Source organism: Variovorax defluvii (assembly GCF_039541515.1).
In the GTDB taxonomy this organism is placed as follows: domain Bacteria; phylum Pseudomonadota; class Gammaproteobacteria; order Burkholderiales; family Burkholderiaceae_C; genus Variovorax; species Variovorax defluvii.
On sequence record NZ_BAABGJ010000015.1, the window covers coordinates 114,570 to 140,007 of the forward strand.

Annotated in this window: 23 protein-coding genes; 10 read left to right on the forward strand and 13 right to left on the reverse strand. The window is 67.0% G+C overall.

All coding sequences use genetic code 11. The annotated features are described in order from the left end of the window. Nucleotides 1–51: 51 nt before the first annotated feature. Entirely contained in the window at nucleotides 52–744 is a 693-nt protein-coding gene (locus ABEA07_RS09555; RefSeq protein ID WP_345537447.1) for a P-loop NTPase family protein, read from the forward strand. On the opposite strand, the gene ABEA07_RS09560 is transcribed toward ABEA07_RS09555, so the two are convergent. From ABEA07_RS09560 to ABEA07_RS09590, 6 genes are all read right to left on the reverse strand, one after another. Continuing rightward, a complete protein-coding gene (locus ABEA07_RS09560; protein WP_345537449.1) occupies nucleotides 714–1,250 on the reverse strand; it encodes a disulfide bond formation protein B in 537 nt (178 codons plus the stop codon). The genes ABEA07_RS09555 and ABEA07_RS09560 overlap by 31 nt on opposite strands. Before the next feature lies 1 nt (nucleotide 1,251). After that, a complete protein-coding gene (locus tag ABEA07_RS09565) occupies nucleotides 1,252–2,337 on the reverse strand; it encodes a sulfate/molybdate ABC transporter ATP-binding protein (protein WP_345537450.1) in 1,086 nt (361 codons plus the stop codon). Nucleotides 2,338–2,349: 12 nt separating this feature from the next. After that, nucleotides 2,350–3,246: a sulfate ABC transporter permease subunit CysW gene (cysW, locus tag ABEA07_RS09570; protein ID WP_345537451.1), complete on the reverse strand. Its 897-nt coding sequence runs from the start codon at nucleotides 3,244–3,246 to the stop codon at nucleotides 2,350–2,352. Continuing rightward, nucleotides 3,246–4,136, reverse strand: coding sequence for a sulfate ABC transporter permease subunit CysT (cysT, locus tag ABEA07_RS09575; RefSeq protein ID WP_345537452.1), 891 nt, complete (start codon nucleotides 4,134–4,136; stop codon nucleotides 3,246–3,248). The genes cysW and cysT overlap by 1 nt, the downstream gene beginning before the upstream one ends. Before the next feature lie 3 nt (nucleotides 4,137–4,139). After that, nucleotides 4,140–5,141, reverse strand: coding sequence for a sulfate ABC transporter substrate-binding protein (locus ABEA07_RS09580; RefSeq protein ID WP_345537453.1), 1,002 nt, complete (start codon nucleotides 5,139–5,141; stop codon nucleotides 4,140–4,142). Nucleotides 5,142–5,378: 237 nt separating this feature from the next. Further along, a complete protein-coding gene (locus tag ABEA07_RS09590) occupies nucleotides 5,379–6,293 on the reverse strand; it encodes a LysR family transcriptional regulator (protein WP_345537455.1) in 915 nt (304 codons plus the stop codon). A gap of 135 nt (nucleotides 6,294–6,428) precedes the next feature. On the opposite strand from ABEA07_RS09590, the gene ABEA07_RS09595 reads away from it, so the two are divergent. Then, the gene (locus ABEA07_RS09595) at nucleotides 6,429–7,085 is read left to right on the forward strand and encodes an FMN-dependent NADH-azoreductase (protein ID WP_345537555.1); all 657 of its coding nucleotides are present in this window, start codon (nucleotides 6,429–6,431) and stop codon (nucleotides 7,083–7,085) included. A gap of 51 nt (nucleotides 7,086–7,136) precedes the next feature. Here ABEA07_RS09595 and ABEA07_RS09600 read toward each other — a convergent pair whose 3' ends face one another. The 3 genes from ABEA07_RS09600 to ABEA07_RS09610 all read right to left on the reverse strand — a co-directional run bounded on the left by ABEA07_RS09600 (nucleotide 7,137) and on the right by ABEA07_RS09610 (nucleotide 9,900). Continuing rightward, nucleotides 7,137–7,688 (reverse strand): NADPH-dependent FMN reductase, encoded by a 552-nt coding sequence (locus ABEA07_RS09600; RefSeq protein ID WP_345537457.1) that lies wholly within the window; start codon nucleotides 7,686–7,688, stop codon nucleotides 7,137–7,139. 110 nt (nucleotides 7,689–7,798) lie between these two features. Beyond that, the gene (gene epsC, locus ABEA07_RS09605; RefSeq protein ID WP_345537458.1) at nucleotides 7,799–8,704 is read right to left on the reverse strand and encodes a serine O-acetyltransferase EpsC; all 906 of its coding nucleotides are present in this window, start codon (nucleotides 8,702–8,704) and stop codon (nucleotides 7,799–7,801) included. A 173-nt stretch (nucleotides 8,705–8,877) separates the two neighbouring features. Beyond that, nucleotides 8,878–9,900, reverse strand: coding sequence for a sulfate ABC transporter substrate-binding protein (locus ABEA07_RS09610; protein ID WP_345537459.1), 1,023 nt, complete (start codon nucleotides 9,898–9,900; stop codon nucleotides 8,878–8,880). A 144-nt stretch (nucleotides 9,901–10,044) separates the two neighbouring features. Here ABEA07_RS09610 and ABEA07_RS09615 point away from each other — a divergent pair, with 144 nt between their 5' ends. From ABEA07_RS09615 to ABEA07_RS09625, 3 genes are read left to right on the forward strand one after another with little or no spacing between them, the layout of a single operon-like run. Beyond that, on the forward strand, nucleotides 10,045–10,317 hold the full coding sequence (locus ABEA07_RS09615) for an oxidative damage protection protein (RefSeq protein ID WP_345537460.1): 273 nt from the start codon (nucleotides 10,045–10,047) through the stop codon (nucleotides 10,315–10,317). A gap of 18 nt (nucleotides 10,318–10,335) precedes the next feature. Next, entirely contained in the window at nucleotides 10,336–12,213 is a 1,878-nt protein-coding gene (mnmC, locus tag ABEA07_RS09620) for a bifunctional tRNA (5-methylaminomethyl-2-thiouridine)(34)-methyltransferase MnmC2/FAD-dependent 5-carboxymethylaminomethyl-2-thiouridine(34) oxidoreductase MnmC1 (protein ID WP_345537461.1), read from the forward strand. Nucleotides 12,214–12,232: 19 nt separating this feature from the next. Then, nucleotides 12,233–13,132, forward strand: coding sequence for a transglutaminase family protein (locus ABEA07_RS09625; RefSeq protein WP_345537462.1), 900 nt, complete (start codon nucleotides 12,233–12,235; stop codon nucleotides 13,130–13,132). A 20-nt stretch (nucleotides 13,133–13,152) separates the two neighbouring features. Here ABEA07_RS09625 and ABEA07_RS09630 read toward each other — a convergent pair whose 3' ends face one another. Then, the gene (locus tag ABEA07_RS09630; protein WP_345537463.1) at nucleotides 13,153–14,037 is read right to left on the reverse strand and encodes an alpha/beta fold hydrolase; all 885 of its coding nucleotides are present in this window, start codon (nucleotides 14,035–14,037) and stop codon (nucleotides 13,153–13,155) included. 19 nt (nucleotides 14,038–14,056) lie between these two features. After that, complete coding sequence (locus ABEA07_RS09635; protein WP_345537464.1) at nucleotides 14,057–14,893, reverse strand: DODA-type extradiol aromatic ring-opening family dioxygenase; 837 nt, start codon at nucleotides 14,891–14,893, stop codon at nucleotides 14,057–14,059. A 123-nt stretch (nucleotides 14,894–15,016) separates the two neighbouring features. Between ABEA07_RS09635 and ABEA07_RS09640 the strand changes: the two genes are divergently transcribed. Then, nucleotides 15,017–16,924, forward strand: a complete 1,908-nt coding sequence (locus tag ABEA07_RS09640) for an ABC transporter ATP-binding protein (protein ID WP_345537465.1) — start codon at nucleotides 15,017–15,019, stop codon at nucleotides 16,922–16,924. Nucleotides 16,925–16,934: 10 nt separating this feature from the next. Here ABEA07_RS09640 and ABEA07_RS09645 read toward each other — a convergent pair whose 3' ends face one another. Both ABEA07_RS09645 and ABEA07_RS09650 read right to left on the reverse strand, forming a co-directional pair. After that, the gene (locus ABEA07_RS09645; RefSeq protein ID WP_345537466.1) at nucleotides 16,935–20,219 is read right to left on the reverse strand and encodes a hypothetical protein; all 3,285 of its coding nucleotides are present in this window, start codon (nucleotides 20,217–20,219) and stop codon (nucleotides 16,935–16,937) included. A gap of 11 nt (nucleotides 20,220–20,230) precedes the next feature. Beyond that, on the reverse strand, nucleotides 20,231–20,713 hold the full coding sequence (locus tag ABEA07_RS09650; protein ID WP_345537467.1) for a type III secretion system chaperone: 483 nt from the start codon (nucleotides 20,711–20,713) through the stop codon (nucleotides 20,231–20,233). Nucleotides 20,714–21,164: 451 nt separating this feature from the next. Here ABEA07_RS09650 and ABEA07_RS09655 point away from each other — a divergent pair, with 451 nt between their 5' ends. The 4 genes from ABEA07_RS09655 to ABEA07_RS09670 all read left to right on the forward strand — a co-directional run bounded on the left by ABEA07_RS09655 (nucleotide 21,165) and on the right by ABEA07_RS09670 (nucleotide 25,429). Next, entirely contained in the window at nucleotides 21,165–22,505 is a 1,341-nt protein-coding gene (locus ABEA07_RS09655; protein ID WP_345537468.1) for a DUF2868 domain-containing protein, read from the forward strand. Next, nucleotides 22,502–23,935 (forward strand): GTPase/DUF3482 domain-containing protein, encoded by a 1,434-nt coding sequence (locus ABEA07_RS09660; RefSeq protein WP_345537469.1) that lies wholly within the window; start codon nucleotides 22,502–22,504, stop codon nucleotides 23,933–23,935. The genes ABEA07_RS09655 and ABEA07_RS09660 overlap by 4 nt, the downstream gene beginning before the upstream one ends. An 8-nt stretch (nucleotides 23,936–23,943) precedes the next feature. Beyond that, nucleotides 23,944–24,696, forward strand: a complete 753-nt coding sequence (locus ABEA07_RS09665; protein WP_345537470.1) for a glutamine amidotransferase — start codon at nucleotides 23,944–23,946, stop codon at nucleotides 24,694–24,696. Nucleotides 24,697–24,784: 88 nt separating this feature from the next. Then, nucleotides 24,785–25,429 carry a CDP-alcohol phosphatidyltransferase family protein gene (locus ABEA07_RS09670; protein WP_345537471.1) on the forward strand — a complete coding sequence of 215 codons (645 nt, stop codon included), beginning with the start codon at nucleotides 24,785–24,787 and terminating at the stop codon, nucleotides 25,427–25,429. Nucleotides 25,430–25,438 lie beyond the last annotated feature (9 nt).

Below are 25,438 nucleotides of genomic sequence, written 5' to 3' on the forward strand. Positions count from 1 at the left end.
TGAGCCAACCGTAGAATCCCCTGACCTTTCTGCATCACTCCAGCTCACCGAATGCCCTCCCTCAACTTCATCGGCGGGGAAAAAGGCGGCGTCGGCAAGTCCGTCACCGCCCGTCTCCTGGCGCAGTACTTCATCGACCGCAGCAAGCCCTTCGTGGGCTTCGACACCGACCGGTCGCACAGCTCCTTCACCCGCTTCTACGAAGGCTTCGCTTCGCCGGTGGTGGTCGACAGCTACGAGGGCCTGGACACGGTGGTCAACGGCTTCGAGACGCATCCGCAGCAAAGCGTGATCGTCGACCTGGCGGCGCAGACGCTGGCGCCGCTGGCGCGCTGGATCAAGGATTCGGAGCTCTTCGATGTCTTCGCCGGGCTCGGTGTCGCAGTCAACTTCTGGCATGTCCTGGATGACGGCAAGGACTCGACCGACCTGCTCGGCACGTTGGTCGACACCTTCGGCAACCGGCCCAATTACATCGTGGTGCAGAACTACGGCCGGGGTAACGACTTCGCCCTGCTGCTGGGCTCGCAGTCGCTGAGCAAGGCCACCGCACACGGTGCGCGCGTGATCGCCCTGCCCCGGCTGCACGATGCGAGCATGCGCAAGATCGATGCGCGCAACACCAGCTTCTGGAAGGCGGTCAACGACCGCGAGGGCCCGAATGCACTCGGACTCCTCGAGCGCCAGCGCGTCAAGAGCTGGCTGCAGACCTCTTACGCAGCCTTCGATACGCTGCCGCTCTGAGCGCGGCCGCCGCCGCTGCGTGAGAACAGCAGGCCCAGCAGGAGAAGGCCGAACACCACGAAGGCAATGAACGACCAGTTCGCAATCGACAGACCCAAAAAGGTCCAGTCGATCTGCGTGCAGTCCCCTCCTCCGCGGAAGATCATCGGCAGCGCCCGCTTCAGCGGAAAGGTCTCGATCATCCCGTAGAGATCCCGGCCGCAAGACACAACCTCCGGCGGATGCCACTGCAGCCAGCTCTGCCGCGCGGCGGTATACGCCCCGCCCACCGCCATCACCAACGCCAGCCCCGCGCCGGTGAGCTGCAAGCCCCGGCTCTTGCTCAGCGCCGCCAAGCCGGTGAACACCGCTACAAGGATCAGCGCATAGCGCTGCACGATGCACATCGGGCAAGGCTCCAGGCCCACCACGTGCTGCAGATAAAGCCCGAAGGCCAGCATGGCCACGCAAGCAGCGCAGATCAGTGCGAGCGCGCGGCGCGGCGCTCCGAAATACCAGTCGAACAAATCAATGCCCCTCTACAAAGACGCGGGCCCGGCGCGGGGTAGCAACCACTGTCTCGCCCTCGCGCAGGCCCAAGTCCCGGAACTGTTGCGCAGGAAGTTGCGCCTCGATGATGGCGCCGGAACCCGGGTTGTCTGGATTCGATTCCACCGGTTCGAGTTCCAGCCGCGCGATCGGGCCGACCACGATGGCCCGGGCCAGGGTGGCGACGATGCCGCTGGCGCCCTGCTGGTAGCGGGCCACGTCCAGGTCGTGCGGACGCACATAGGCCAGGGCCTTGCCGTCGCGCAGATCGCGGTGTTCGGGCGAATCGATGCGAAAGCCCTCCACGTGCACCTCGCCCTCGTGCGCGCGGCCATGGAACAGGTTCACGTCGCCGAGGAAGCCGTAGACGAAGGGACTGGCAGGATGGTCCCACACGTCCTGCGGCGAGCCGACCTGCTCGATGCGCCCGCCGTTCATCAGCACCACGCGGTCGGCGACTTCGAGCGCTTCCTCCTGGTCGTGCGTGACGAAGATGCTGGTGACGTGCAATTCGTCATGCAGCCGGCGCAACCAGCGCCGCAGTTCCTTGCGGACCTTGGCGTCGAGCGCGCCGAACGGTTCGTCGAGCAGCAACACCTTGGGCTCCACCGCCAACGCGCGGGCCAGCGCGATGCGCTGACGCTGTCCGCCGGAGAGCTGGGCCGGGTAACGGTCGGCCAGCCAGTCCAGCTGCACCAGCTTGAGCAGGTCGTGCACCTTGGACTTGATCTGGGCCTCGCCCGGGCGCACGCCGCGCGGCTTGACGCGCAGGCCGAAGGCGACGTTTTCGAACACCGTCATGTGGCGGAACAGTGCGTAGTGCTGAAAGACGAAGCCGACCTGGCGCTCGCGCACGTGCACGTCGGTGGTGTCCTCGCCGGCGAAAAGAATGCTGCCCGCATCGGCCGTTTCCAGGCCGGCGATGATGCGCAGCAAGGTGGTCTTGCCGCAGCCCGAGGGCCCCAGCAGCGCGACCAGTTCACCGGAATCGACGTCGAGGCTGACGTCCCGCAGCGCGTGGAAGTCGCCGAACTGCTTGCTGACGTTGCGGATTTCAATGCTCATGTCTCGTGTTCCTCAGGCCTGCGCGGCCGACAGGGGCCGCTCCGGCGGCAGTTCGGCCAGCGCCTTCATCTCACGTTCGTGACGCCATTCGATGACGGACTTGATCACCAGCGTGACCAGCGCCAGGATGGCCAGCAGCGAGGCCACCGCGAAGGCGGCCACGGACTGGTATTCGTTGTAGAGCACTTCGACGTGCAGCGGCATGGTGTTGGTCTGGCCGCGGATGTGGCCCGAGACCACCGACACGGCGCCGAACTCGCCCATGGCGCGCGCATTGCACAGGATCACGCCGTAGAGCAGGCCCCACTTGATGTTGGGCAGGGTCACGCGCCAGAAGGTTTGCCAGCCGGTCGCGCCGAGCACGATGGCAGCCTGCTCCTCCTCGGTGCCCTGGGCCTGCATCAGCGGGATGAGTTCGCGCGCGATGAAGGGGAAGGTCACGAAGATGGTGGCCAGCACGATGCCCGGCACGGCGAAGATGATCTTGATGTCGTGCGCCTGGAGCCAGGGCCCCAGCCAGCCTTGTGCGCCGAAGATCAGCACGTAGATCAGGCCTGCCACGACCGGCGAGACGGCAAATGGCAGATCGACCAAGGTGGTCAGCAACGCCTTGCCGCGGAACTCGAACTTGGCGATGGCCCAGGCGGCCGCGATACCGAAGACCAGGTTCAACGGAACCGCGATGGCGGCAGTGATCAGCGTCAGGCGGATCGCGCTCCAGGCATCGGGCTCTTTCAGCGCATCGAGGTAGGCAGTGAATCCCTTGCGCAAAGCCTCGGTCGCCACCGCGGCCAGCGGCAGCACCAGGAAGAGGAACATGAAGGCCAACGCCAGCCCGATCAGGGTAAAGCGCACCCAGGCCGATTCGGTGGTGCCGGCCTTGGCGCGGCGGATGGTGCGGGCGCTCATCAGGCGCCTCCCGCCTGGCGCCGCTGCCAGGCCTGCAGTGCATTGATGACCAGCAGCAGCGCGAAGGAGATCACCAGCATGACCAGCGCGACCGCCGTGGCACCGGCAAAGTCGTACTGCTCCAGCTTGCCGATGATGATCAGCGGCGTGATCTCCGAGATCATGGGCATGTTGCCGGCGATGAAGATCACCGAGCCGTACTCGCCGATCGCCCGCGCGAAGGCCATGGCGAAGCCGGTCAGCAAAGCCGGCGTGATGGAAGGCAGGATGACCTTGGTGAAGGTCTGCAGGCGCGTGGCACCGAGGCTGGTGGCAGCTTCCTCCAGTTCTTTCTCGGTGTCCTCGAGCACCGGCTGCACCGTGCGCACCACGAACGGCAGCCCGATGAAGATCAGCGCGATCACCACCCCGGCCGGCGTGAAGGCCAGCTTGATGCCCATGGGCTCCAGGTACTGCCCGATCCAGCCGTTGCCCGCGAGCAGCGCGGTGAGCGAGATGCCGGCGACGGCGGTGGGCAGCGCGAAGGGCAGATCGACCAGCGCATCGACGATGCGCTTGCCCGGGAACTTGTAGCGCACCAGCACCCAGGCCACCAGCAAACCGGCGAACAGGTTGACGATGGCCGCGACCAGCGAGGCGCCGAAGGTCAGGCGGTAGGAGGCCATCACGCGCGGCGCCGTCACCGCATTCCAGAACTGCTCCCAGCTCAGCGCCGATGTCTTGAAGACCAGCGCCGACAGCGGGATCAGCACGATGAGGCACAGGTAGAAAAGCGAAAAGCCGAGCGTCAGGTGGAAGCCCGGCAGCACTCGGCGCGAGACGCCCGCGCGCCCCGCATGCGAAGACGGCGCTGCCGCTGGCGGCAGCGCCGAGGACACGGCACCGCTCATCGCTTACTTTGCGCCCGGTGTATAGAGCTTGTCGAACTGGCCGCCGTCGTTGAAGTGCACCTTCTGCGCATCGCCGAGGCTGCCGAAGAGTTCCTGCACCGTGAAGAGCTGCAGGGGCTTGAAGGTCGCGGCGTGCTTCTTGAGCACCGCCTCGGAGCGCGGGCGCAGCGCATGCTTGGCGGCGATCTCCTGCGCTTCTTCGGAATAGAGGTAGTCGAGGTAGGCCTTGGCAAGCTCGCCGGTGCCCTTCTTGGCCACCGTGCGCTCGACCACCGCGACCGGATTCTCGGCCAGGATGCTGATGGAGGGATAGACGGTATCCACCTTGCCGGCGCCGAAATCGCGATCGATGGAGACGACCTCCGACTCGAAGGTGATCAGCGCGTCGCCGATGTTGCGCTGGAGGAAGGCGGTGGTGGCGTCGCGGCCGCCACGGGCCAGCACGGGGACGTTCTTGAACAGCTTGCCGACGAACTCGGCGGCCTGGGCGTCGGTGCCGCCCTTCTTCTTCACGTAGCCCCAGGCGGCGAGGTAGGCGTAGCGGCCGTTGCCGCCGGTCTTGGGGTTGACGATCACCACCTGCACGCCCGGCTTGATCAGGTCGTCCCAGTCCTTGATGCCCTTCGGGTTGCCGTTGCGGGTAAGGAACAGCATGGTCGAGGTGGTGGGCGCCGCGTTCTGCGGAAAGCGCTTTTGCCAATCCTTCGCGACGACGCCGGCATTGGCCAGGAAGTCGATGTCGGTGGTGGTGTTCATGGTCACCACGTCGGCCTCCAGCCCGTCGGCCACGGCCCGCGCCTGCGCGCTGGAGCCGGCGTGGGATTGGTCGATCTTGACGTCCTTGCCCGTGGTCTTCTTGTAGTTGGCGATGAAGGCGGCGTTGTAGTCCTTGTAGAACTCGCGCGCGACGTCGTAGGAAACATTGAGCAGGGTCTGGGCCGAGGCCGCACCGGCGGCAGCCAATGCGAGCGTGCCGAGGATCGTCTTGATGGTTCTGGAGGTCATAGGGTTGCCAAAGGTTCGAAAGGGGTACGGGCGGCCATGAGGATCGTGGGCTCGTCCGTCAGCGATCGGAGCAGCGACAGGCTCAGCGGCCAGTCGCCACGCCCCGATTCGATGTGGATGTGACCGGCATTCTGCACGCGAGAAAGCGCCGATTCTCCAAAGCATCGCTTCAAAGCCATACGAATATCTACTTGTTTGAATATGGCAAATAACGAATAAGAGGTGGGACAAGAACGCTCAGAGCGTCAACCGGAAGCCACCCGTCCCGGTGTGTTCGGCCAGGAAATCGATCAGGCGGCGGATCGCCGGCACCAGCGCCCGGCGGGACGGAAAGACGACATGGAGAATCCCCGGCGCCGGCCCCCAGCCCGGCAGGACCTCGATCAGCCGGCCTGCCGCGAGGTCCTCCTTGCACATGTAGTCGGGCAGGATGCAGGCTCCGACGCCCTCCACGACCGCCGCCTTCAGCGTCAGCAGATCGTCGGCGAGGTAGCGAGGCCTGTGATGCAGGGTGTGGCTGGCGCCATGGGGGCCCTCCAGCCGCCAGCTGACCCGCCCGTCGGCAGCCGTCTGGGCCACGGTGTCCAGGCGTCCGAGGCCCTCCACGGCGACCACCGGCCCCTGCCGCCGCAGAAGCCCGGGGCTCGCCACCAGCACGCCGCGGGCGACGGCCAGCTTCTTGGCCACCAGCGTGGTGCTGTCTTCGATCTCCGGCCGCACGCGCAGGGCCAGATCGACGCCCTCTTCGATCGGATCCACCGCCCGGTTCAGGATGCGCATCTCGACCTGCACGTCGGGATAGCGCAGCATGAACTGCGAGACCAGCACGCCGACGCCGCTCTGGGCCAGGGTGATCGGGCAGCTGATGCGCACCAGGCCGCGCGGCTCGGTCTGCACCTGGGCGATGGCCTCGGCCGCCGCCTCGGCGGCATCCCGCATGGCCAGGCTGTGCCGCAGGTACAGCTCGCCAGCCGGCGTCAGGGACAACTGTCGGGTGCTGCGCTGCAGCAGCTGCACGCCCAGGCGTGCCTCCAGCTCGGCCACCCGGCGCGACAGCCTGGATTTGGGGATGCCCAGCGCCCGCCCCGCGGCGGCAAAGCCGCCACGCTCGGCCACCTCGGCGAAAAAAACCATGTCGTTGAGGTCCTGCATGGCGTGGATTGTCCCATCAACAGGACGATCTGTCTGAGATTTGCAGACTTATCAATCATTCGCACCAAAAATAGAATTACCCCCATGCCGACCGATCCCCGCGCCGGCGCCACCATCGAAAGAGAGCGATCGATCATGAAACTGCTGCACGTCGATTCCAGTGTTCTGGGCACCCAATCCGTTTCCCGCCAACTCACGGCCGAAGTGGTGGCGGAATGGGCCCGCAGCCGCCCGGACACCAAGGTCGAGTACCTCGATCTCGCCGTGGACGCCCCGAACCACTTCAGCGCCGACGCGCTGGCCATCAAGGGCGTCGCGCAAACCCAGCCCACCGAAGCGCAGGTGCGCGAGAACGCCGTCTCGGAGCGGCTGGTGAGCCAGTTCCTGGCCGCGGACGTGATCGTCATCGGCGCCCCGCTGTACAACTTCAGCGTGCCCTCGCAGTTGAAGGCCTGGATCGACCGCCTCGCGCAGGCGGGCCGCACCTTCAAGTACACCGAGAAGGGGCCGGTCGGCCTGGCCGGCGGCAAGACGGTGATCGTGGTGTCCACGCGCGGCGGCGTCTACTCGACCACCGAAGGCGGCCAGGCTCTGGAACACCAGGAAAGCTACCTCAAGGCGGTGCTGGGCTTCTTCGGCATCAGCGATGTGCGCATCGTCCGCGCCGAGGGCGTGGCGATGGGCGAGGAGCCCCGGGCCGCTGCGCTGAGCGCCGCTCGGGCCGACATCGTGGCAAGCGTCGGCGTCACCGGCGTGGCCGCGAACCAGGAGCGGGCGGCGCTGGCCGCCTGAGGGTCGGAAGGCCGGCAGGCCAGGAAGGGGGCCAGTGCCCCTGCCCTGGCGTCAGGCGCTGTGGCGCTTGACCCAGGCGACGTAGCTGTCCACCCAGTTTTGCAGGAACTGCCTGCTGCCCTCGGCGATGTGACCTTTGTCGTCGAACAGCCCTTCCTTGTTCTGGATGAAGGCTTCGGGCTGGCCCATGGTGGGCACGTCCAGGTAGGCCAGCACGTTGCGCAGGTGCTGCTGCGCCAGCGCCGTGCCGATGGCGCCGACCGACACACCGATCACGCCCGCCGGCTTGCCGGCCCACGCGCTCTGGCCGTAGGGCCGCGAGGCGTTGTCGATCGCGTTCTTGAGCACGCCGGGCATCGAACGGTTGTATTCCGGCGTGACGAACAGCAGGCCCTGCGCCGCTGCGATCTCGGACTTCAGCCGCTTGACCGCGGGCGCCTGGTTGCCGTCCTCGTCCTGGTTGTAGAGCGGCAGGTCGTCGATGCGCAGATGCTCGAAGCTGAAATCGGAAGGCGCGAGGTGCGCGATCGCGAGCGCGAGCTTGCGGTTGAACGAGTCCTTGCGCAGGCTGCCGACGATGACGGCAATGCGGGTCTGGGCCATGCAAATCTCCTTGGATGAGGGATGGATGAAAAGGCCCGGCCGATTATGCGAAGCGGCATTGACCTTTTCCGGAAAAGTTCAATCGCTCGGTCGCCGGCGAACTCGGTCGATCAATCGCACCCGGCCTTTTGCAGCATCGCCTGGGTGATGTTGGCGCCAGCGGGCACGTCGTCGGTGATCCAGGTGTTTCCGCCGATCACCGCCCCTTTGCCTAGCGTCACGCGCCCGAGGATGGTGGCGCCGGCGTAGATCACCACGTCGTCCTCCACGACCGGATGCCGCGGCAGCCCCTTCTGAAGATTGCCCTGCGCATCGGTCGGAAAGCGCTTGGCGCCGAGCGTGACGGCCTGGTAGAGCCGCACGCGCTTGCCGATCACGGTGGTCTCGCCGATCACGACGCCGGTGCCGTGGTCGATGAAGAAGCCGGCGTCGATCCTGGCGCCCGGATGAATGTCGATGCCGGTCTGCGCATGCGCCAGTTCGGCCACGATGCGCGCCAGCAGCGGCAGGCCGTGGCCATAGAGCTGGTGCGCCAAGCGGTGATGGATCATCGCCAGGATGCCGGGGTAGCACAGCAGCACCTCGTCCACACTCCGCGCAGCCGGGTCGCCCTGGTAGGCGGCCAGCACGTCGCCATCGAGCAGTCGGCGGATGGTCGGCAGCGCCGCGGCGAAGGCACGGATGGCCTCGGCGGCTTCGGCGTCGATCTCGGCCGGGTCGCGCGGCTGGTGGCGCGCGTTGTAGCGCAGCTCCAGCCGGGCCTGCGTCAGCAGCGACTGCAGCGCCGAATCCAGCGTGTGGCCGACGTAGAAATCCTCGCTCTCCTGCCGCAGCTCCGGCGGCCCCAGGCGCATCGGGAACAAGGCACCCTTGAGCGACTCCACGATCGCGGCCAAGGCCTCGCGCGAGGGGAACTCGCGGCTGCCCGGTTCGCGCGACCGCCGCTGGGCGTCACGCCATTCCTCGCGCGCCCCCCGCAGCGCCGCGACGATCTCGCCAACTTCGAATCCGGCCATGGTTCTCTCCTTCTGGGGGCCATTGTCAGGTCAACAAGCGCCCGGCGCGGTCGGAGGGAAAAGGCCGTTCCTCAGGGTTCGGCGATCGATACCTCAGGGGGACTCGACCCATGCCGCCACGCGGAGCCGACGCAGCGCGGCTCGTATCGCGCGGACAGCGGGGGTCATGCGATTCACTTCGGCGAATAGATCTGGTCGAAGGTGCCGCCGTCCGCGAAGTGCGCCTTGTCCGCCTTCGCCCAGCCGCCGAAGGCCTGGTCGATGGTGAACAGGGTGAGCTTGGGAAACTGCTTCTCGTACTTTGCCTTGGCCTTGTCGGAGGTCGGGCGGTAGTAGTTGCGGCCGGCGATGTCCTGGCCCTCGTCGGAGTACAGGTACTTCAGGTACTCCTCGGCCACGGCGCGGGTGCCCTTCTTGTCCACCACCTTGTCGACCACGGCCACGGTCGGCTCGGCCAGGATGCTGATGGAGGGCACCACGATCTCGAACTTGTCGGGACCGAATTCCTTCAGCGCGAGGAAGGCCTCGTTCTCCCAGGCCAGCAGCACGTCGCCCACGCCGCGCTGCACGAAGGTGATGGTGGAGCCGCGCGCGCCCGTGTCGAGCACCGGAACGTTCTTGAAGACCTTGCTCACGAATTCCTTGGCCAGGGCCTCGCTGCCGTACGTGCGCTTGCCGAACTCCCAGGCCGCCAGGTAATTCCAGCGGGCGCCGCCGGAGGTCTTGGGGTTGGGGGTGATCACCTGCACGCCGGGCCTGGCCAAGTCATCCCAGTCCTTGAGATGCTTGGGATTGCCCTTCTTCACCAGGAACACGATGGTCGAGGTGTAGGGAGCCGAATTGTGTGCCAGGCGCTTCTGCCAGTCGGGCTTGACAAGGTTGCCGTGAGTGACCAGCGCATCGGTGTCGCCGGCCAGGGCCAGCGTGGCCACGTCGGCCTCGATGCCGTCGATGATCGAGCGGGCCTGCTTGCCGGAGCCGCCGTGCGATTGCTTGACGGTCACAATCTGCCCCGTCTTGCCCTTCCAGTATGCGGAGAAGGCCTTGTTGTAATCGACGTAGAGTTCGCGCGTCGGGTCATAGGACACGTTGAGCAAGGTCACGCTCTGGGCGAACGACGGCAGGGCCGTCATGGCGATACCGGCCGTAGCGGCGGCGGCCAGGGAAAGCTTGATAAAGTCGCGGCGGTAGCTCATGGTCTTGTGCGTCAATGAGGCATAACAGTGAAGCTTCGAATTCTGAATAGCGCATAAGGAAACGGGAACGACCGAGTTCTCAGTTCTAAATAGCTAAATCAACTAAGCACCCCCCCACCCTATTTCCCGCAGAGGCAAATCCAAATGGCACGCATGGTCCAGTGCATCAAGCTCGGCAAAGAGGCCGAGGGGCTCGACTTCCCTCCCTACCCTGGCGAACTCGGTAAACGCATCTGGGAAAACGTCAGCAAGGAGGCCTGGGCGGCCTGGCTCAAGCAGCAGACCATGCTGGTCAACGAGAACCGGCTGAACCTCGCCGATGCCCGCGCCCGCCAGTACCTGGCGCGCCAGATGGAAAAGCATTTTTTCGGCGAAGGCGCCGACGTCGCGCAGGGCTACGTTCCTCCGACGAACTGAGCTCCGCCCGCTCGACCCATGGCCGAGCCGGTCGACTGGCGTGCCGGCGGCGTGCCGCGCAGCGCACGCTTCGACGACATCTATCACTCCGAGAGCGGAGCCGTGGCCCAGGCCCGGCACGTCTTCCTGGCGGGTTGCGGCCTGCCCGAGGCCTGGGCCGGCCAGCCGCAATGGCGCATTCTCGAAACCGGCTTCGGGCTGGGCCTTTCCTTTCTGACAAGCTGGCAGGCCTGGCGGGCCGATCCGCAACGTCCACGGCTGCTGCACTTCGTCTCGATCGAGGCGTATCCGGTGTCGCGCGAGGACCTGCTGCGCGCCGCATCCGCAGATCCTGAACTGGCGCCCCTGGCCGCGGCGCTCGGTGCGCAGTGGTCGGGCCTGCTCCCCGGCATCCACCGCCTGGTCTTCGACGGCGGCCGGGTGCTGCTGACCCTGTGCATCGGCGACGTGCAGGCCATGCTGCGTGCCCTGCACCGCTTCGACGCGGACAGCCTGTACCTGGACGGCTTCAGTCCCGCGCGCAATCCGCAGATGTGGTCGGCCGAGACGCTCAAGTCGGTCGCGCGCTTCGCCCGGCGCGGCACGCGGCTGTCGACCTGGAGCGTGGCCCGCCCGGTGCGCGATGCACTCGCCGCCTGCGGCTTCCAGCTGCGCAAGGCGCCCGGCCTGCCGCCCAAGCGTGATTGCCTCCAGGGCCTGTTCGATCCGCCGTGGGCGCTGCGCCAGGCCCCGGCCGAGCCGGGCATGGCGTCAGGCGTCGGCCGTTGCGCCATCGTCGGCGCGGGCCTGGCCGGTGCCGCCGTCGCGGCCAGCCTGGCGCGACGCGGCTGGGACGTGTGCGTGCTGGAGGCCGGACCGCACGCCGCCGCCGGCGCCTCGGGCCTGCCGGTGGGCGTGCTCGCGCCGCACGTGTCGCCCGACGACGCCCTGCTCTCCCGCCTGACCCGTGCCTGCGGGCGGGCCACCTGGGAGCAGGCACGCGCCCTGCTCGAGGAAGGAAGCGACTGGCGTGCCTGCGGCGTGCTCGAGCGCCGCAGCGCCGGCCGCCTCCGTCTGCCGGGAGGATGGGGGCCGGAGGGGCCGAACGAATCCTGGCTTGCCTCGCCCGCCCGGTTGCGCGAGGCCGGCCTGCCGCCGGAGACCCATGCCTTCTGGCACGCGCGCGCCGGCTGGGTGCGGCCCGCGCGCCTGGTCGAGGCCTGGCTGGCGCAGCCCGGCATCCGGGTCCGCACGAACGCCCCCGTGGCGCACATCGAGGCCGCCGGCGCCGCCTGGGTGCTGCGCGATCCGGACGGCGCGGTGCTGGCCGAGGCCGACCGGGTCGTGATCGCAGCCGGCCACCGGAGCCACACGCTCGCCCCCACGGCCGCGCTGCAAGGCGTGCGTGGCCAGGTCGCCTGGGGCCGCATGGACCCGAAGATGGCGCTGCCCCGCGTTCCCCTCAACGGCGACGGCCACCTGATCGCGCATGTGCCGGATGCGGGCGGCCTGCTGTGGCTCACCGGCGCCACCTTCGATCGCGAGCGCGACGAGCCGGTCTTCCTGCCGGAGGACATCACGGCGAACCGCGAGCGGCTCGCGCGCCTGCACCCCGCAGCGGCCAAGGCACTGGACGCCCTGTTCGCCCGCGGCGAGGCGCAGGCCTGGGCCGGCGTGCGCTGCGCCTCCATCGACCGCCGCCCGCTCGTCGGACCGCGCGACCCGGAGGCACCGCTCGGCCCCTGGCTTTGCACGGCGATGGGCTCGCGCGGCCTCAGCTTCGCCGCGATGTGCGCCGAGCTGCTGGCCGCGCGCTGGCATGGCGAGCCCTGGCCCCTGTCGGGCGCGCTGGGGCGGGCGCTCGACGCGCAGCGCGTCCATCCCGCACGCACATCCCCCCTGCCCGCCGGTGCCTGAGAGGGACAATGCGCCCATCATGCCAATCCGCTACGACATCACCCACACGACGGTCTACCGCTACAAGGTGCCGGTGCGCTTCGGCCTGCACCGCGTGATGTTCAGGCCGCGCGACAGCCACGACCTGCGCGTGCTCGCGACCGACCTGCAGGTCAGCCCCGAGGCCCACGTGCGGATGATCCAGGACCCCAACTCCAATTCGATTGCGCTGGTGCAGCCGAACGGCGAAGCCACCGAGCTGCGCATCGTCTGCTCCTTCTCCATCGAGCACGTGGCCGCACCGCACGACCTGCCCACTCTCGAGCCGGCGGCCGAGTTCCTGCCTTTCGCGTACTCGGTGCAGGACCGGCTGGACCTGGAGCACTACCTTCGCCCCCACTACGACGATCCGGAAGGCACGCTGATCCGCTGGGCCCACCAGTTTCTCTACACCGACCAGCCCAACAGCACGCTGGACGTGCTCAGGCGCATGAACGCGCACATCGCCCAGAGCCTGCGCTATGTCGCCCGCCACGAGGAAGGCACACAGACCCCGCTGGAGACGCTGACGCTGGGCAGCGGGAGCTGCCGCGACTACGCGCTGCTCATGATGGAGGCGTTGCGCCGGCTCGGCGTGGCGACGCGCTTCGTCTCCGGCTACCTGTACGACGCGGCACTGGACAGGGGCGAAGCCGCGCCCGGCGAGTGCGTGGTCGGGGCCGGCAGCACGCATGCCTGGCTGCATGCCTACCTGCCCGGCGCCGGCTGGGTCGCCTTCGATCCGACCAACAACCTGGCCCTGGGCAACGGCGGGCTGATCCGCGTCGGCGTGGCGCGCGACCCGGCGCTGGCCGCGCCGATCAGCGGAAGCTGGTTCGGCGAGCGAAAAGCCTACGAAGGGCTGGAAGCGACGGTGACGGTGCGCCGCATCGCGTCCTGAACGCTCAATTCGAGGCGAGCCTAGGCAAAGAAGCGCAACAGCAGCGCATTCACTTCCACCGGGCGCTCGTACTGCACCCAATGGCCGGCGCCGTCGATCACGACGCCCTCGCGCTGCGTGCGGCCAGCGGTCAACTGGGCCACCAGCGGCCGTGCATCGGCCGTCACATCATGCTCGCCCCATAGCAGCAGCACCGGCCCGGCGTAGCTGTCGAGCGCGGCCTGCAGCCCGCCGGTCATCGAGATCTCCTTGCTGCGAAAGCGCGTGCCGTGGCAGGACAGGTCATGGATCGCAAAGGCCGGCGCATCGATGGCGGCCGGGTCGTGCAGCATCAGCGCGCGCAGGTTGTGCAGCAGCGCGCTGCGCTCTTCCAGCCGGTCTCGCGCTTCGCGCCAGTTGATCATCTGCACCGCCATGCGGCGCTTGGTGCCGTGGCCGGCGCTGCCCAGCAGTGCCAGCCGCCGTACCTGGCCGCGCCGCTGCGCGAGCTTCGAGGCGACCAGCCCGCCGAAGGAAAAGCCGGCCAGGTCGATCGGTGACTGCGCACCGACCAGACCGTCCAGCGATCCGGCGAGGGCATCGAGGGCCGGCTCCAGCGGCGACTGGCCGGCGGCGGGAGGCATCGGCTCGTCGGAATCGTGAAAACCTGGCATGTCGGGCAGCCACAGTGTGCGCGCGGCACTCAGCGCTTCGATGTTGCACAGCCAGTGCATCCAACTGCCGTGGCCGCCGTGCAGCAGCACCAACGGCGGTCGCTGCGCGCTGGCCTGGCCGAAGCGCCGCCAGCGCACGCGCCGGCCGTCGTGCACCACGTCGTGATGGGTGGAGAGCCCGTCCAGGCGCGCGATCAGCCGTTGCGCGTTCGCATCGGCCGTGGGATCGAAGAGGGAGGAAGTGTCGGGCACCGGTAAATTGTGCAGTCCATCAGGCCGCCGCATCGCCGGCGGCCGCGCCGAAGCGGTAGCTGGACACCGAGATGCCGCCCATGAAGGCGTCCTCGTGGTAGACGCGTACGCCCTGCTCCTCGTCGGCGGCGCCGACGGCGACCATGAGCGGGATCAAATGTTCCTCGCGCGGATGCGCGATGCGCGCGGCCGGTGCCTGCGACCAGGCCAGCAGGCGCTGGACACGCTGCGCCGGCGGCGCATCCACCGCGTCGCTGAGCCAGTCGTCGAAGGCCTTGGAGACCTCGCGTGCCTGCGGCCCGAACTGGCGCAGGTTGTGGTAGCTCAGGCCGCTGCCGACGATCAGCACGTTCTCCTCGCGCAGCGGCGCCAGTGCGCGGCCGAGTGCGATGTGCTCGGCCGGGTCCAGGCCCCGGCGCAGCGACAGTTGGACCGTCGGCACCTCGGCCTTCGGATACATCACGGCCATCGGCGAGAACATGCCGTGGTCGAAGCCGCGTTCGGCATCGAAGGCCGCGGGCAGGCCCGCCGCCTCGATCAGCCCTTGCACGCGTCGCGCGAGTGCAGGCGAGCCGGGTGCTTCGTAGTGGACGTGGTAGGTGTGCTCGGGAAAGCCGCCGTAGTCGTAGACCATGGGCGGCATGGGATTGCCCATCACGGTAAAGACCGGCTCTTCCCAATGTGCCGAGACCATGAGGATGGCGTCCGGCGTGCGGCCGATCTGACGCGGCATGTCGGCCAGCGCGGCGGCGAGGCCGGCGTAGGCTCCGCGCGCCTCCGTCATCCATGGCCACGGGCCGCCGCCGTGGGAGATGAAGTACGTGGGCAACGAGGATGATTTGTTCGGCGAGTTCATGAGGCGGCAGTCTAGGCACATTCGAGCGCGCCCGCCCAGACGCGTCGAGCACGCCCAAACCCTTGGCGGACATGAATCTCTGCAGCACGGCTACAGTGACGCCCTTGCCCGGAGACCTCCTCCTTGTTCAGCTTCTTCGAAAAACGACTCCACCCTTACCCCTGCGCCGAACCGACCTTGCCCCCGCAAGGCTTCTTCGCCTTTCTCTGGGCCTGTACCGACGGTCTGCGCGGCAAGATCCTCGCGATGGCGCTGCTCACCGCCGTCATGGCGGCCTTCGAGGCGCTGTTGTTCGCGATGCTCGGGCGCGTGGTCGACTGGCTCGGCCACCAGGCGCCCCAGCGGCTGTGGGAGGAGCGCGGCACCACGCTGACCTGGCTCGGCATCGCCCTGGCGGCCAGCATCGCCGTGGTCGCGCTGCAGACCATCGTCAAGCATCAGACGCTGGCGGTGAACCTGCCCATGCGCCTGCGCTGGAACTTCCACCGCCTGATGCTGGGCCAGAGCATGGCCTTTTACCAGGACGAGTTTGCCGGCCGCATCACGGCCAAGGTCATGCAGACCGCGCTGGCCGTGCGCGAAACCATCTTCGTGCTGGCCGACGTGCTGGTGGCCATGGGCGTCTACGTCGCCACCATGATCGTGCTGGCCGCGGTGCTCGACCGGCAGCTCATGCTGCCCTTCGTGGTCTGGCTGCTGCTCTACATCGGCACCCTGTTCTTCTTCGTGCCGCGGCTGGGCAAGATCGGCAAGGCGCAGGCCGATGCGCGCGCGATGATGACCGGCCGCGTCACCGACGCCTACACCAACATCGCCACTGTCAAGCTGTTCTCCCACACCCACCGCGAGGCCGGCTTCGCCCGCGCGGCCATGGAGGACTTCATGGTCACCGGCTACGGCCAGATGCGCCTGGTGAGCGCCTTCGAAATCACCAACCACACGCTGAGCATGGGCCTGACCGCCGGGATGGCGGGCATGGGACTGTGGCTCTGGTCACAGGGCGCGGTGGGCGTGGGCGCGGTTGCGGCGGCGACGGCGATGGCGCTGCGGCTGCAGGGCATGTCGCACTGGATCATGTGGGAGATGACCAGCCTGTTCGAAAACATCGGCACCGTGCAGGACGGCATGAAGACGTTGTCCCGCCCGCGCACCGTGCTCGATGCGCCCGACGCCCGCGCGCTGCAGGTGACGCGCGGCGAGGTGCGCTTCGAGCATGCGAGCTTCCGTTATGCCGACGGCGGCCGGCGCGTGATCGACGACCTCACGCTCACCGTCGCCCCCGGCGAGAAGATCGGCCTTGTGGGCCGCTCCGGTGCGGGCAAGTCCACGCTCGTCAACCTGCTGCTGCGATTTCATGACCTGGAGAGCGGCCGCATCCTGATCGACGGGCAGGACATCGCGAGGGTCACGCAGGATTCGCTGCGCGCCCACATCGGCATGGTCACGCAGGACACCTCGCTGCTGCACCGCTCGGTCGCCGACAACATCGCCTACGGCAAGCCCGATGCCGACGCGGCGCAGATCCGCGCGGCCGCCGAGCGCGCCGAGGCGCATGACTTTATCGAGTCACTCGGTGACCCGAACGGCCGCCGTGGCTACGAGGCCCACGTGGGCGAGCGCGGGGTCAAGCTCTCGGGCGGCCAGCGCCAGCGCATCGCGATCGCGCGCGTGATGCTGAAGGACGCGCCCATCCTGCTGCTGGACGAGGCGACCAGCGCGCTGGACTCCGAGGTCGAGGCGGCGATCCAGGCCAGCCTCTACCGGCTGATGGAAGGCAAGACCGTGATCGCGATCGCGCACCGGCTGTCCACCATCGCGGCAATGGACCGGCTGGTGGTGATGGACGAGGGGCGCGTGGTCGAGCAGGGGGACCACCAGACGCTGCTGGCGCGCGGGGGGCTCTATGCGCGGTTGTGGGCGCATCAGAGTGGCGGGTTTCTGGGGGAGGACGATGTCGAGGGCGACTCGCTCGCCGCGGGCACTGAGCAGCCCGTGCCCGCCATGGCGGGCACGGGAACGCTGCCGTCATAGCTCCGCGAAGCTACGCAGTCTGCACTGGCTGGGGCTTCATGGATTCGGTCAATTGCAGCATGACTTCTTCGGGATACACCTGTGCAGCTTGGCTCAGGCGATATGCGGCCATGAAGGGGCTTTCGGGGTCGAGCAGATCAAGCGACAAATCCTGCAGCAATTCACCAAACTCTCGAACCGAGGGTCGGATCTCATCTGGAAACAGCTGAACATACTGCACATCAGTGAGCAATCGGGTCACAAAAAGCAGAATATTCAGCCCGACCTCCATTTTGTCCTGCATCTCCTTGGCCGCTTTATCAAAATTTTTTCCGCTCTCCAATTGGTCAAAAAATGCATCCATGACCAAACAAACCTTTGAGACAAATCTGGACATCAGCATGGAAAAAATTTCCTGCGGCGCAATATTCTGCGGCCTGATCTTTTCCACGCCGGTCCTGCTGAAAAAATCCAACGTCACGTTGAAATAGTCAGGAAAAACCCTTGGTAGCAACGCTTGAATTTCCCCGGACAATTTCAGGGATTCGTTAATTTTATTGATTAATTCATTGCTGCGTTGAGTTTCTGGCAATTTTTCTTGAAGGCCCGACCCCATGCGCGCTTGCGCTGCATCATTAAGCCTTCGAAAAAAATGAATTTTTCTGGTCTTTTCTTTTCGTTCATCACCATCGCCCAGTTTTATGTATTTTTCGCTCTGCTTTAGATCACCTCCATCAGCAGCAATAAAATCGCGAATGGCTTTTTCCGGGGCAGGCGTAGCGGCCTCCATGGCCTGAACGTAGAGGTCCACAATGCGATCTTGGCGAATCATCAGGCGATTCACGTTTTCTGGCTTGCTTGCTGCGATGTCGGACGCCACAAGAGCAATGTTTTCGTTCATTTTTGCATTCGTTATCAGACGCTGATCAAATTTATTCACGCGATCCCTCTCGCCGCTCCTGAAATTATTCATCCGTTCCTTCAATGTGTCCGCCGCGGTGGCCACTTTCGCAGCCATCCGGTTCTTCAATGCTTTGGCCTTGTTGATGGCATTTGGACCAGCAGCTGATGGCTTCTTAGAAGCATAGAGCACACCACCAGTCCGGTTCATTTCGGCGATGCTCTGCATAATATCCAGCTCGGTCATCTGCTGCATTTGTTGCCTCGCAAGTGACGGCGCCCCCGGCAATGCATCGGTCGGCAACGGTGGCATGTCGGTCGGCGGCGGCGGGTTCTGATTTTCTGCCCCGCTCGCCGGCGCAGGATTGATGGGGAGCACCGGCGGCATATTGGCCAACGGCACGCCGCCATTGGCAGCAGCGCCAGGCACAAGTGTTGGCTGGGGCGGCGGCGGCTCGTCATCCGGTGCCGGCGGGTTCTGTTCTCCCAGCGCGGTTGCCGATACCGGATTGATGGGCAGCACTGGCGGTGGGGAGCCGGGAAGCGGCGGTAGATTGGCCAACGGCACGCCGCCATTGGCAGCAGCGCCAGGCACAAGTGTTGGCTGGGGCGGCGGCGGGTCGTCATCCGGTGCCGGCGGGTTCTGTTCTCCCAGCGCGGTCGCCGATACCGGATTGATGGGCAGCACTGGCGGTGGGGAGCCGGGAAGCGGCGGTAGATTGGCCAACGGCACGCCGCCATTAGCAGCAGCGCCAGGCACAAGTGTTGGCTGGGGCGGCGGCGGGTCGTCATTGGCCGGTGGCATTGCATCGCCTGGCGACGCCACGGTGGGGATCGACGGCTGCGCTACATAGGTGGAAGTGGCCGACGAGCCAGCCGTTTTCGCAAGCCGTCTCTCCATCTCGATCACACGTTTCGCCACGAGGTTGCCCGGCGACTTGTCGCCCATTGACATCGGTTCGGCAGGCGGGATTGGGAGGGGTCGAGGAGATTTGGCGGCTGCGCCCTTCTGAGGAACAGTGTTCGACGCCACTCCGCCACCCGCGTCCGCGCCGGTCCCCTGCGTTGCCACGCCATCCCCCGGCATGTTGATCGGCTCTGCGCCGAGAACCAATGGAACGGGCGGAGCGACAACCTTCTGCGCAGGGTTGTACGGCATCTGTCCGCCATTCGGTCCCGGAACCATCATCACCTCCGGCATCAACTCAACTGGAGGCAGCGGGATGCCGTCAGCGGCCGGGTCGATGTCCAAGCCCGGCAGGCCATCGACAAGAGGAAGCGGAATAGGAGGCGCCGGTGTCGTGGGGATCGGAGAAAGCAAAGATTTGCGCCGCTCGTCAGCAATCGCCCTGCACGTCTCCTCCGGCGACTTATGGGCAACCACGGCAAGATTCTTCAGTCTGGCAAAAGCCGAATCCGGATCGCCGATATTCGCGAGAAGCCTGATGGCCGTGCCGCACAGCAAATTCAGCTTTGCCCGATCTTCCGGATTTTCGATGGAATTGATGAATGCTTCGCTGTTCAGGACGTCCCGTGTCAATTCGAGGACAGATTCTGCCTCGGCGATTTTCTTCCGCAGTTCGTCGCTCGCCTCATTGAACGCATCGAGATTCTGCCCGTCCGCAGCCTTGAAAAATTCTTCCAGCGCGAGGCTGAAATATTGACCTGGCCAGTCGCTGATCTTGTACAAGAGATTGACGGATTGACCTGAAGAAGCTTTTTCTGATTTTGAAAAAGACCTGGCTCTCGTTCTGAATCTGCTGACCGTTGAGGGATCTTTGATCTGTTTCGCCTGCGAATTCATCGAGATGATGCGATTCCATACCTCCTTGTTGCCGGTTATCTTGAATTTTTCGTTATCGTCAAATCGATGCGGAACATGAACCGGCGACGTTTGCCGCTCACGAAGTTCCTCAAAGAAATGAGCAACTTTGCCGTCGGCCACATGGCAGTCTTTTTTCACGACCTCTCTTGCAGCCTGCCTGTCGGCTGTTTCGACGGCATCGAGCACCGTGGCCAGGTCATTTTGAATATCATCGATCTTGATGCGGCCCGTCGACTTGCTTGTCGCAAGCACCTGCATGAGGTTAGTGATGGCACTGGCCTGCTTCTCGTTTTTGATCACGCCCGCGTGCAGGGCCCCCGAAACCAACTGCTTCAGGGCGCGTCTCGCCGCCGCGTAGTGCTCATGCCTATCTCCGGCGACGGATGCCAGCGCATCCCGCATCCCATAGTTCTTACCGCTGACAAAAAGACGCAGCGGCGCCTTGTGACCCGCGATCCCATCGATTTCCGCGTCAGGATCTCCTTTCCCGGCCACAAGGTATTTCCCCTTGTTCATATCGGCCGGATCGATGGCGCACCTCAAGGCTTCTGCCAGGCTGCCGAGGCTTTGTCTGCTTTGGATCGCACCCATTTTTTTCTCCTTCAGATCCGGGTGGCCATGTGCGCCATGGTCGGCGCGGAAGCCTGAATATCGATTTCCTCGCTGGTGACAAACCCCTCCCACCACTGCGCGACATCGGCAAACTGCTGGAGGATGAGGGGAAACTCGTCGCTTTGCACGCTGTGCGGGTCCAATTCGCGCAAGAGCAGCAGATCGCCTTCATCCCCTGCCATGCCGATCCGCGCGCCACCGGTATCTCGCCAGAGCGTCGTGTAGGACAGCACAGCCTGGTACACCTCGGTGGCCCGGCGAGCCGGCGGCTTGCCGATATCGGTGCTCAGCACCAGACGGGCGGGCGCTTCCGCCCATTCGGCGAGCACGAGCACGGTAGCGCCCTGCTCGAAGGCGAGCGTCCAGGTGGAGTCATCGTCCTGGATGATGACCGTGAGGTTCTCGGTATCGGGACCGACGGCGCCTAAGCGCTGGCCGATGTACTCGGGATCGAAGTGGAAATTCAATTGCATTGACTCCGGCAGGGAGGGACATCGCATATTCCCTTGCGGGCAAATACGCGTGTCCTGAGTAACGCGCGGTCAGTCCAAGGTTCCGGGCATCCCCTGAAGGAAGGCCGGGGAGTGGACCCTTGCCCCGGGTCGCCGGGGCGTCCTACATTCCGCGGCGCCGGGCGACTACAGCCCGCCGATGCGAGACCGGCACACTGGAGGCCTGGTTACCGCAGAGGAGCTTTCACCGTGAATTCCATCATCTACATCGTCGGTCTGGTCGTGGTCGTCGTGGCCGTACTCTCGTTCTTCGGCCTGCGCTGATTCCCCACCACCCCGTCAGGATCGCGGGGCCCTCACGGGCCCCGCTTTTTCATGGAACGGCGCCGTGGAGCTGCCGGGCATAATTTCGCGCTCCCGCTGAAGGAAGCCGTTGAATCCCGGAGCGCTCCATTTGTCCATCCAAGATGCGGTGATCGCCGAGGCGATACGGCAAGTCGAGGACGCCGGCCCGCTCGAAGACGCCCAGGCGATGCGCGAAGCCATGGCGTTGCGCAACGACGGCGCCGGGCGCGTTGTGGAACGTGCCCGCGGTCTCGGGGAGCGCATCGGTTTGCAGGCGGCGTGGTGCCGCGCCCGCGCAGTTTCTCCCTGGATCCTGCTGGCCCTTGTGGCGCTTATCGTGCTGTCCGGTCTTGGCTTCGCCGGGAACGTGGCAGGCGAGCACCGCAGCATCAACGTGGTCGTCGCGCTCACGGCCCTGCTGGGGCTGCATCTGCTGACCTTGCTGCTGTGGCTGATCGGCTTGTTGCTTCCGATGCGTTCGCTGAACCTTTCACTCGGCGGGGTCTGGTTCGCCTTGACGGCGCGCGTTGCCGGCGGGCGACATGGACAGGCGGCGGTGCTGATCGACGCGGCCACCCGTCTGCTGGCGCGCGCCCGGCTGCTGCCCTGGGTGTTGGGTTTCGCCAGCCACGCGATCTGGTCGCTGTCTTTCGCGGTCGTGCTGGGGGCCCTTCTCTTCGCTCTCGCCTTCCGCAGCTACACCCTGAACTGGGAGACCACCATCCTCGACCCGGCCTTTTTCGTGCGGCTCGTCGATCTGCTCGGACGCATACCGGCCTGGCTGGGCTTTCCCGTGCCGGATGCGCAGACCGTGCTGGCGCCGGGCAACGCCGCCCCGTCCGGCCAGCGCGACTGGGCGCTGTGGCTCACCGGTTGCATCGTGGCGTATGGCTTGCTGCCCCGGCTGTTCTTCGCGCTGCTCTGCGCGCTGGTCTGGAGGTTTCGCCGCCGGGCGCTCGGCCCCGATCTTTCACAGCCCTACTACCGCCGGCTGCTGGCCCGCTTCGAGGCCCTGGCCCCTCGGCAGATCGTCGATGCCGACCCGGGCAGCCTTCGGCCTGACGTCCCTGCCCGAGTGGCCGCCGGCGAGACCCGCGACGCGATGCTGGCCATCGGCTACGAGTTGCCCGACGAGATCCCGTGGCCGCCTGCAGCGGTCGACGCTGCCGGCGCCCGGTCGCTGCGCGTCGACGGGAGCGCCGGCGCGCGCCGCGATGCGCTAGATGCGCTCGCCCGCCTTCGCCCGCAACGCCTGCTGGTGGCTTGCCATGCGAGCACCAGCCCGGATCGCGGCACCGAGCGCTTCCTGCGCGAGCTGGCGTCGCTGAGCAGCGAATGCCGTCTGTGGCTGCTCGGCGACGCATCGCAGGAAGCGCGCAACCGCTGGCGCGCCTGGCTCGCCGAGACGCGCCTGAGCCGCTTTGAAGCGTGTGACGAGGCCGCGGGCGCACTGCGCGGGTGGACATGACAGCGGCCAGCCCGATCCGCATCGCCGTCGTCGGCCACACCAATGCCGGCAAGACCTCGCTGCTGCGCACGCTGACGCGCCGCGTGGATTTCGGCGAGGTGTCGCACCGGCCCGGCACCACGCGCCATGTCGAAGCCATCGAGCTGCAGGTGGACGGCCGGGCTGCCGTGCGCTTTCTGGACACGCCCGGCCTGGAAGACGCGGTGGCGCTGCGCGAGCATATCGACGCGGCGGTCGACCCGCGCTCGGAACTCACGCCCCCGGAGCGCATCCGCCGCTTCCTCGCCGGCCCCGAGGCCCACGGCGTGTTCGAACAGGAAGCCAAGGTGCTGCGCGCCCTGCTCGAAGTCGATGCCGCCTTCCTCGTCATCGACGCCCGCGAGCCGGTGCTGCCCAAGTTCCGCGCCGAGATCGAGCTGCTCGGTGCCTGCGCTCGCCCGCTGCTGCCGGTGCTGAATTTCCTTCGCGAGGCGGGCAGCCGCGAGCCCGTCTGGAAAGAACTGCTGTCCGCCTATGGCCTGCACGTGGTGGTACGTTTCGACGCCGCCGCGCCCTTCGTGGGGGCGGAGCGCGAGCTCTATCGCGATCTCTCGACGCTGCTGCGCGAACGCCGTGCGCAACTGGACCGCATCGCCGCCTACCTCGACGAGGAATCTGCGCGCCGCCGCCAGGCCGCATGCGAGCGCGTCGCCGAACTGCTGGTCGATGCAGCGGCCACGCGGCGCACCGCGTCGGCCGTGGAATTCGAGATCGAAAGCAGCCGCGCGCGCCTGGTCGCCGCCTTGCAGAAATCCGTCTTCGACAAGGCCCAGCGCTGCGCCTCCGACCTGCTGGCGCTCTACGGCTTCCGCGAGAACGATGCCGACGAGGCGCCGCTGCCCCTGGTGGAAGGCCGCTGGGCGATGGACTTCTTTCATCCCGAAGCCTTGAAGGACGCCGGCATGCTGCTGGGCAAGGGCGTGGCGGTCGGCGCCGCCGTCGGCGTAGTGGCCGATCTTGCGCTGGCCGGGCTGTCGCTGGGGGCCGGCGCGGCGTTGGGGGGCGCCATCGGAGGCGCGCTTTCCCAGGGCTTCGGCCCGCTGGGCCGCAAGCTCGCCAACCGGCTGCGCGACCTGCGCGAGCTCACGGTCGAGGACAGCGTGCTGCTCGTCATCGCCGCCTGGCAGTTGCGCTTGCTGCGCGCGCTCGAGCTGCGCGGCCACGCCGCGGTCGAGCGCATCGCCTCGAATGCCGGCGCCGCCCCGGACCTGGAAGCGGCCCGCCGCCCTCTGTCCGGACTGGTCCGCGCCGCCCAGCCGGCGCGCAGCCATCCCGACTGGGAAAGCGGGGCCCGTGCGCGCTGGCGCGACGTGCCGCAGCGCAGTGCGCTGGTGCTGCGCGTGGCGCGGCAGGTGCCGGCCGCCCTCGAGGCCCTCCCGCCTGCGGCATGATCGGCCGCATGCAAGATTCGAGACCCCGTCCGCTCGCCATCATCAAAGCCGGCGAGACCTTCAGTACGCTGCGCGAGACGCGCGGCGATTTCGAACGCTGGGTGAGCGAAGGGCTGGGCCCGATCGGCTTGCCCATCGTGGTGCTCGACCCGCGCCGCGGCGACACCCTGCCCTCGCCGCGGCAGATTTCCGGTGCCGTCGTGACCGGCTCGCATGCGATGGTCTCGCATCGGGCGGCCTGGAGCGAGGCCACCGGCGCCTGGCTTGCGCAACTCGTCGCGCAGGGCACGCCCCTGCTGGGCATCTGCTTCGGCCATCAGCTGCTCGCGCACGCGCTCGGCGGAGAGGCCGGCGACCATCCAGGCGGCCCGGAGATCGGCACCGTCGGCGTCGACTTGACGCCCCAGGCCACGGACGATCCGCTGCTCCGGGGCCTGCCCGCGCATTTCCCGGCCCAGGTGGTGCACTGGCAGAGCGCGCTGCGGCTGCCGCCCGATGCCGTGCACCTGGCGGGCAACGACTTCGAGCCGCACCAGGCCTTCCGCGTCGGGCCGCGTGCCTGGGGCCTGCAGTTCCACCCCGAATTCGACGACACGGTGATGCGCGACTACATCGAGCGCATGGCCCCCGACCTGCGGGCCCGGGGCCTCGACCCGGCCGCTCTGCGCGGCCGCGTGGCGCCCACCGTGGCATCGGCGGGCCTGCTCAGGCGCTTCGGCCAGATCGCCGAAGACCACGAGGCCGCCGCGCTGCCGGGCTGAGGCACCCGGCGGCATCGGTCTGCGACTACACGGGCGGCGCCGCGGACGCGCTAAGGTGCATCCCTGTCCCATCCACCGAAGAATGACCATGCCCAACCCTGCCCCGGTCGCAACGCCGGCCCGCAAGCATTTCTCGATGATCCGCGGCTTCCACCTGGCGGATTTCTTCACGCTCGGGAACGCGGCCTGCGGCGTCGGTGTCGTGTTCCTCGCGATGGCTTTCATCGCCAGCCAGTCGCTCGCGCATTTCCTCTGGGCTGCGGCGCTGGCGCCGGCCGCTTTCGTGTTCGACGTGTTCGACGGCCGCATCGCGCGCTGGCGGCAGACGCAGTCGGCCCTCGGGCGTGAACTCGACTCCCTGGCCGACGTCATCTCCTTCGGCATGGCGCCCGCCGCCCTCGGCTTCGCCGCCGGCCTGAACGGCGGGTGGGACTGCGCCATCCTCGTCTACTTCGTCTGCTGCGGCGTGAGCCGGCTGGCGCGCTACAACGTCACGGCCGAAACCCTTTCCGCCGGCAGCGACAAGGTCAAGTACTTCGAAGGCACGCCGATCCCCACCAGCGTCGTGCTGGTCGCCGTGCTGGCCTGGGCCGCCTGGCAGGGCCGCATCGGCAACGCCATCTGGGGCGGCGAATGGATGGTCGGGCCCTGGGTCCTGCATCCGCTGACGCTGCTGTTCGCGCTGTCCGGCACGCTGATGATCAGCAAGACCTTGCGCATCCCGAAGCTTTGAGTCGGCCGG

Bases quoted from the DNA above. Each gene is read 5' to 3' on its own strand.
- ABEA07_RS09555 (WP_345537447.1), top strand. From the start codon at position 52: ATGCCCTCCCTCAACTTCATCGGCGGGGAAAAAGGCGGCGTCGGCAAG.
- ABEA07_RS09565 (WP_345537450.1), bottom strand. From the start codon at position 2,337: ATGAGCATTGAAATCCGCAACGTCAGCAAGCAGTTCGGCGACTTCCAC.
- cysW (WP_345537451.1), bottom strand. From the start codon at position 3,246: ATGAGCGCCCGCACCATCCGCCGCGCCAAGGCCGGCACCACCGAATCG.
- cysT (WP_345537452.1), bottom strand. From the start codon at position 4,136: ATGAGCGGTGCCGTGTCCTCGGCGCTGCCGCCAGCGGCAGCGCCGTCT.
- ABEA07_RS09580 (WP_345537453.1), bottom strand. From the start codon at position 5,141: ATGACCTCCAGAACCATCAAGACGATCCTCGGCACGCTCGCATTGGCT.
- ABEA07_RS09590 (WP_345537455.1), bottom strand. From the start codon at position 6,293: ATGCAGGACCTCAACGACATGGTTTTTTTCGCCGAGGTGGCCGAGCGT.
- ABEA07_RS09595 (WP_345537555.1), top strand. From the start codon at position 6,429: ATGAAACTGCTGCACGTCGATTCCAGTGTTCTGGGCACCCAATCCGTT.
- ABEA07_RS09600 (WP_345537457.1), bottom strand. From the start codon at position 7,688: ATGGCCCAGACCCGCATTGCCGTCATCGTCGGCAGCCTGCGCAAGGAC.
- epsC (WP_345537458.1), bottom strand. From the start codon at position 8,704: ATGGCCGGATTCGAAGTTGGCGAGATCGTCGCGGCGCTGCGGGGGGCG.
- ABEA07_RS09610 (WP_345537459.1), bottom strand. From the start codon at position 9,900: ATGAGCTACCGCCGCGACTTTATCAAGCTTTCCCTGGCCGCCGCCGCT.
- ABEA07_RS09615 (WP_345537460.1), top strand. From the start codon at position 10,045: ATGGCACGCATGGTCCAGTGCATCAAGCTCGGCAAAGAGGCCGAGGGG.
- mnmC (WP_345537461.1), top strand. From the start codon at position 10,336: ATGGCCGAGCCGGTCGACTGGCGTGCCGGCGGCGTGCCGCGCAGCGCA.
- ABEA07_RS09625 (WP_345537462.1), top strand. From the start codon at position 12,233: ATGCCAATCCGCTACGACATCACCCACACGACGGTCTACCGCTACAAG.
- ABEA07_RS09635 (WP_345537464.1), bottom strand. From the start codon at position 14,893: ATGAACTCGCCGAACAAATCATCCTCGTTGCCCACGTACTTCATCTCC.
- ABEA07_RS09645 (WP_345537466.1), bottom strand. From the start codon at position 20,219: ATGGGTGCGATCCAAAGCAGACAAAGCCTCGGCAGCCTGGCAGAAGCC.
- ABEA07_RS09650 (WP_345537467.1), bottom strand. From the start codon at position 20,713: ATGCAATTGAATTTCCACTTCGATCCCGAGTACATCGGCCAGCGCTTA.
- ABEA07_RS09660 (WP_345537469.1), top strand. From the start codon at position 22,502: ATGACAGCGGCCAGCCCGATCCGCATCGCCGTCGTCGGCCACACCAAT.
- ABEA07_RS09665 (WP_345537470.1), top strand. From the start codon at position 23,944: ATGCAAGATTCGAGACCCCGTCCGCTCGCCATCATCAAAGCCGGCGAG.
- ABEA07_RS09670 (WP_345537471.1), top strand. From the start codon at position 24,785: ATGCCCAACCCTGCCCCGGTCGCAACGCCGGCCCGCAAGCATTTCTCG.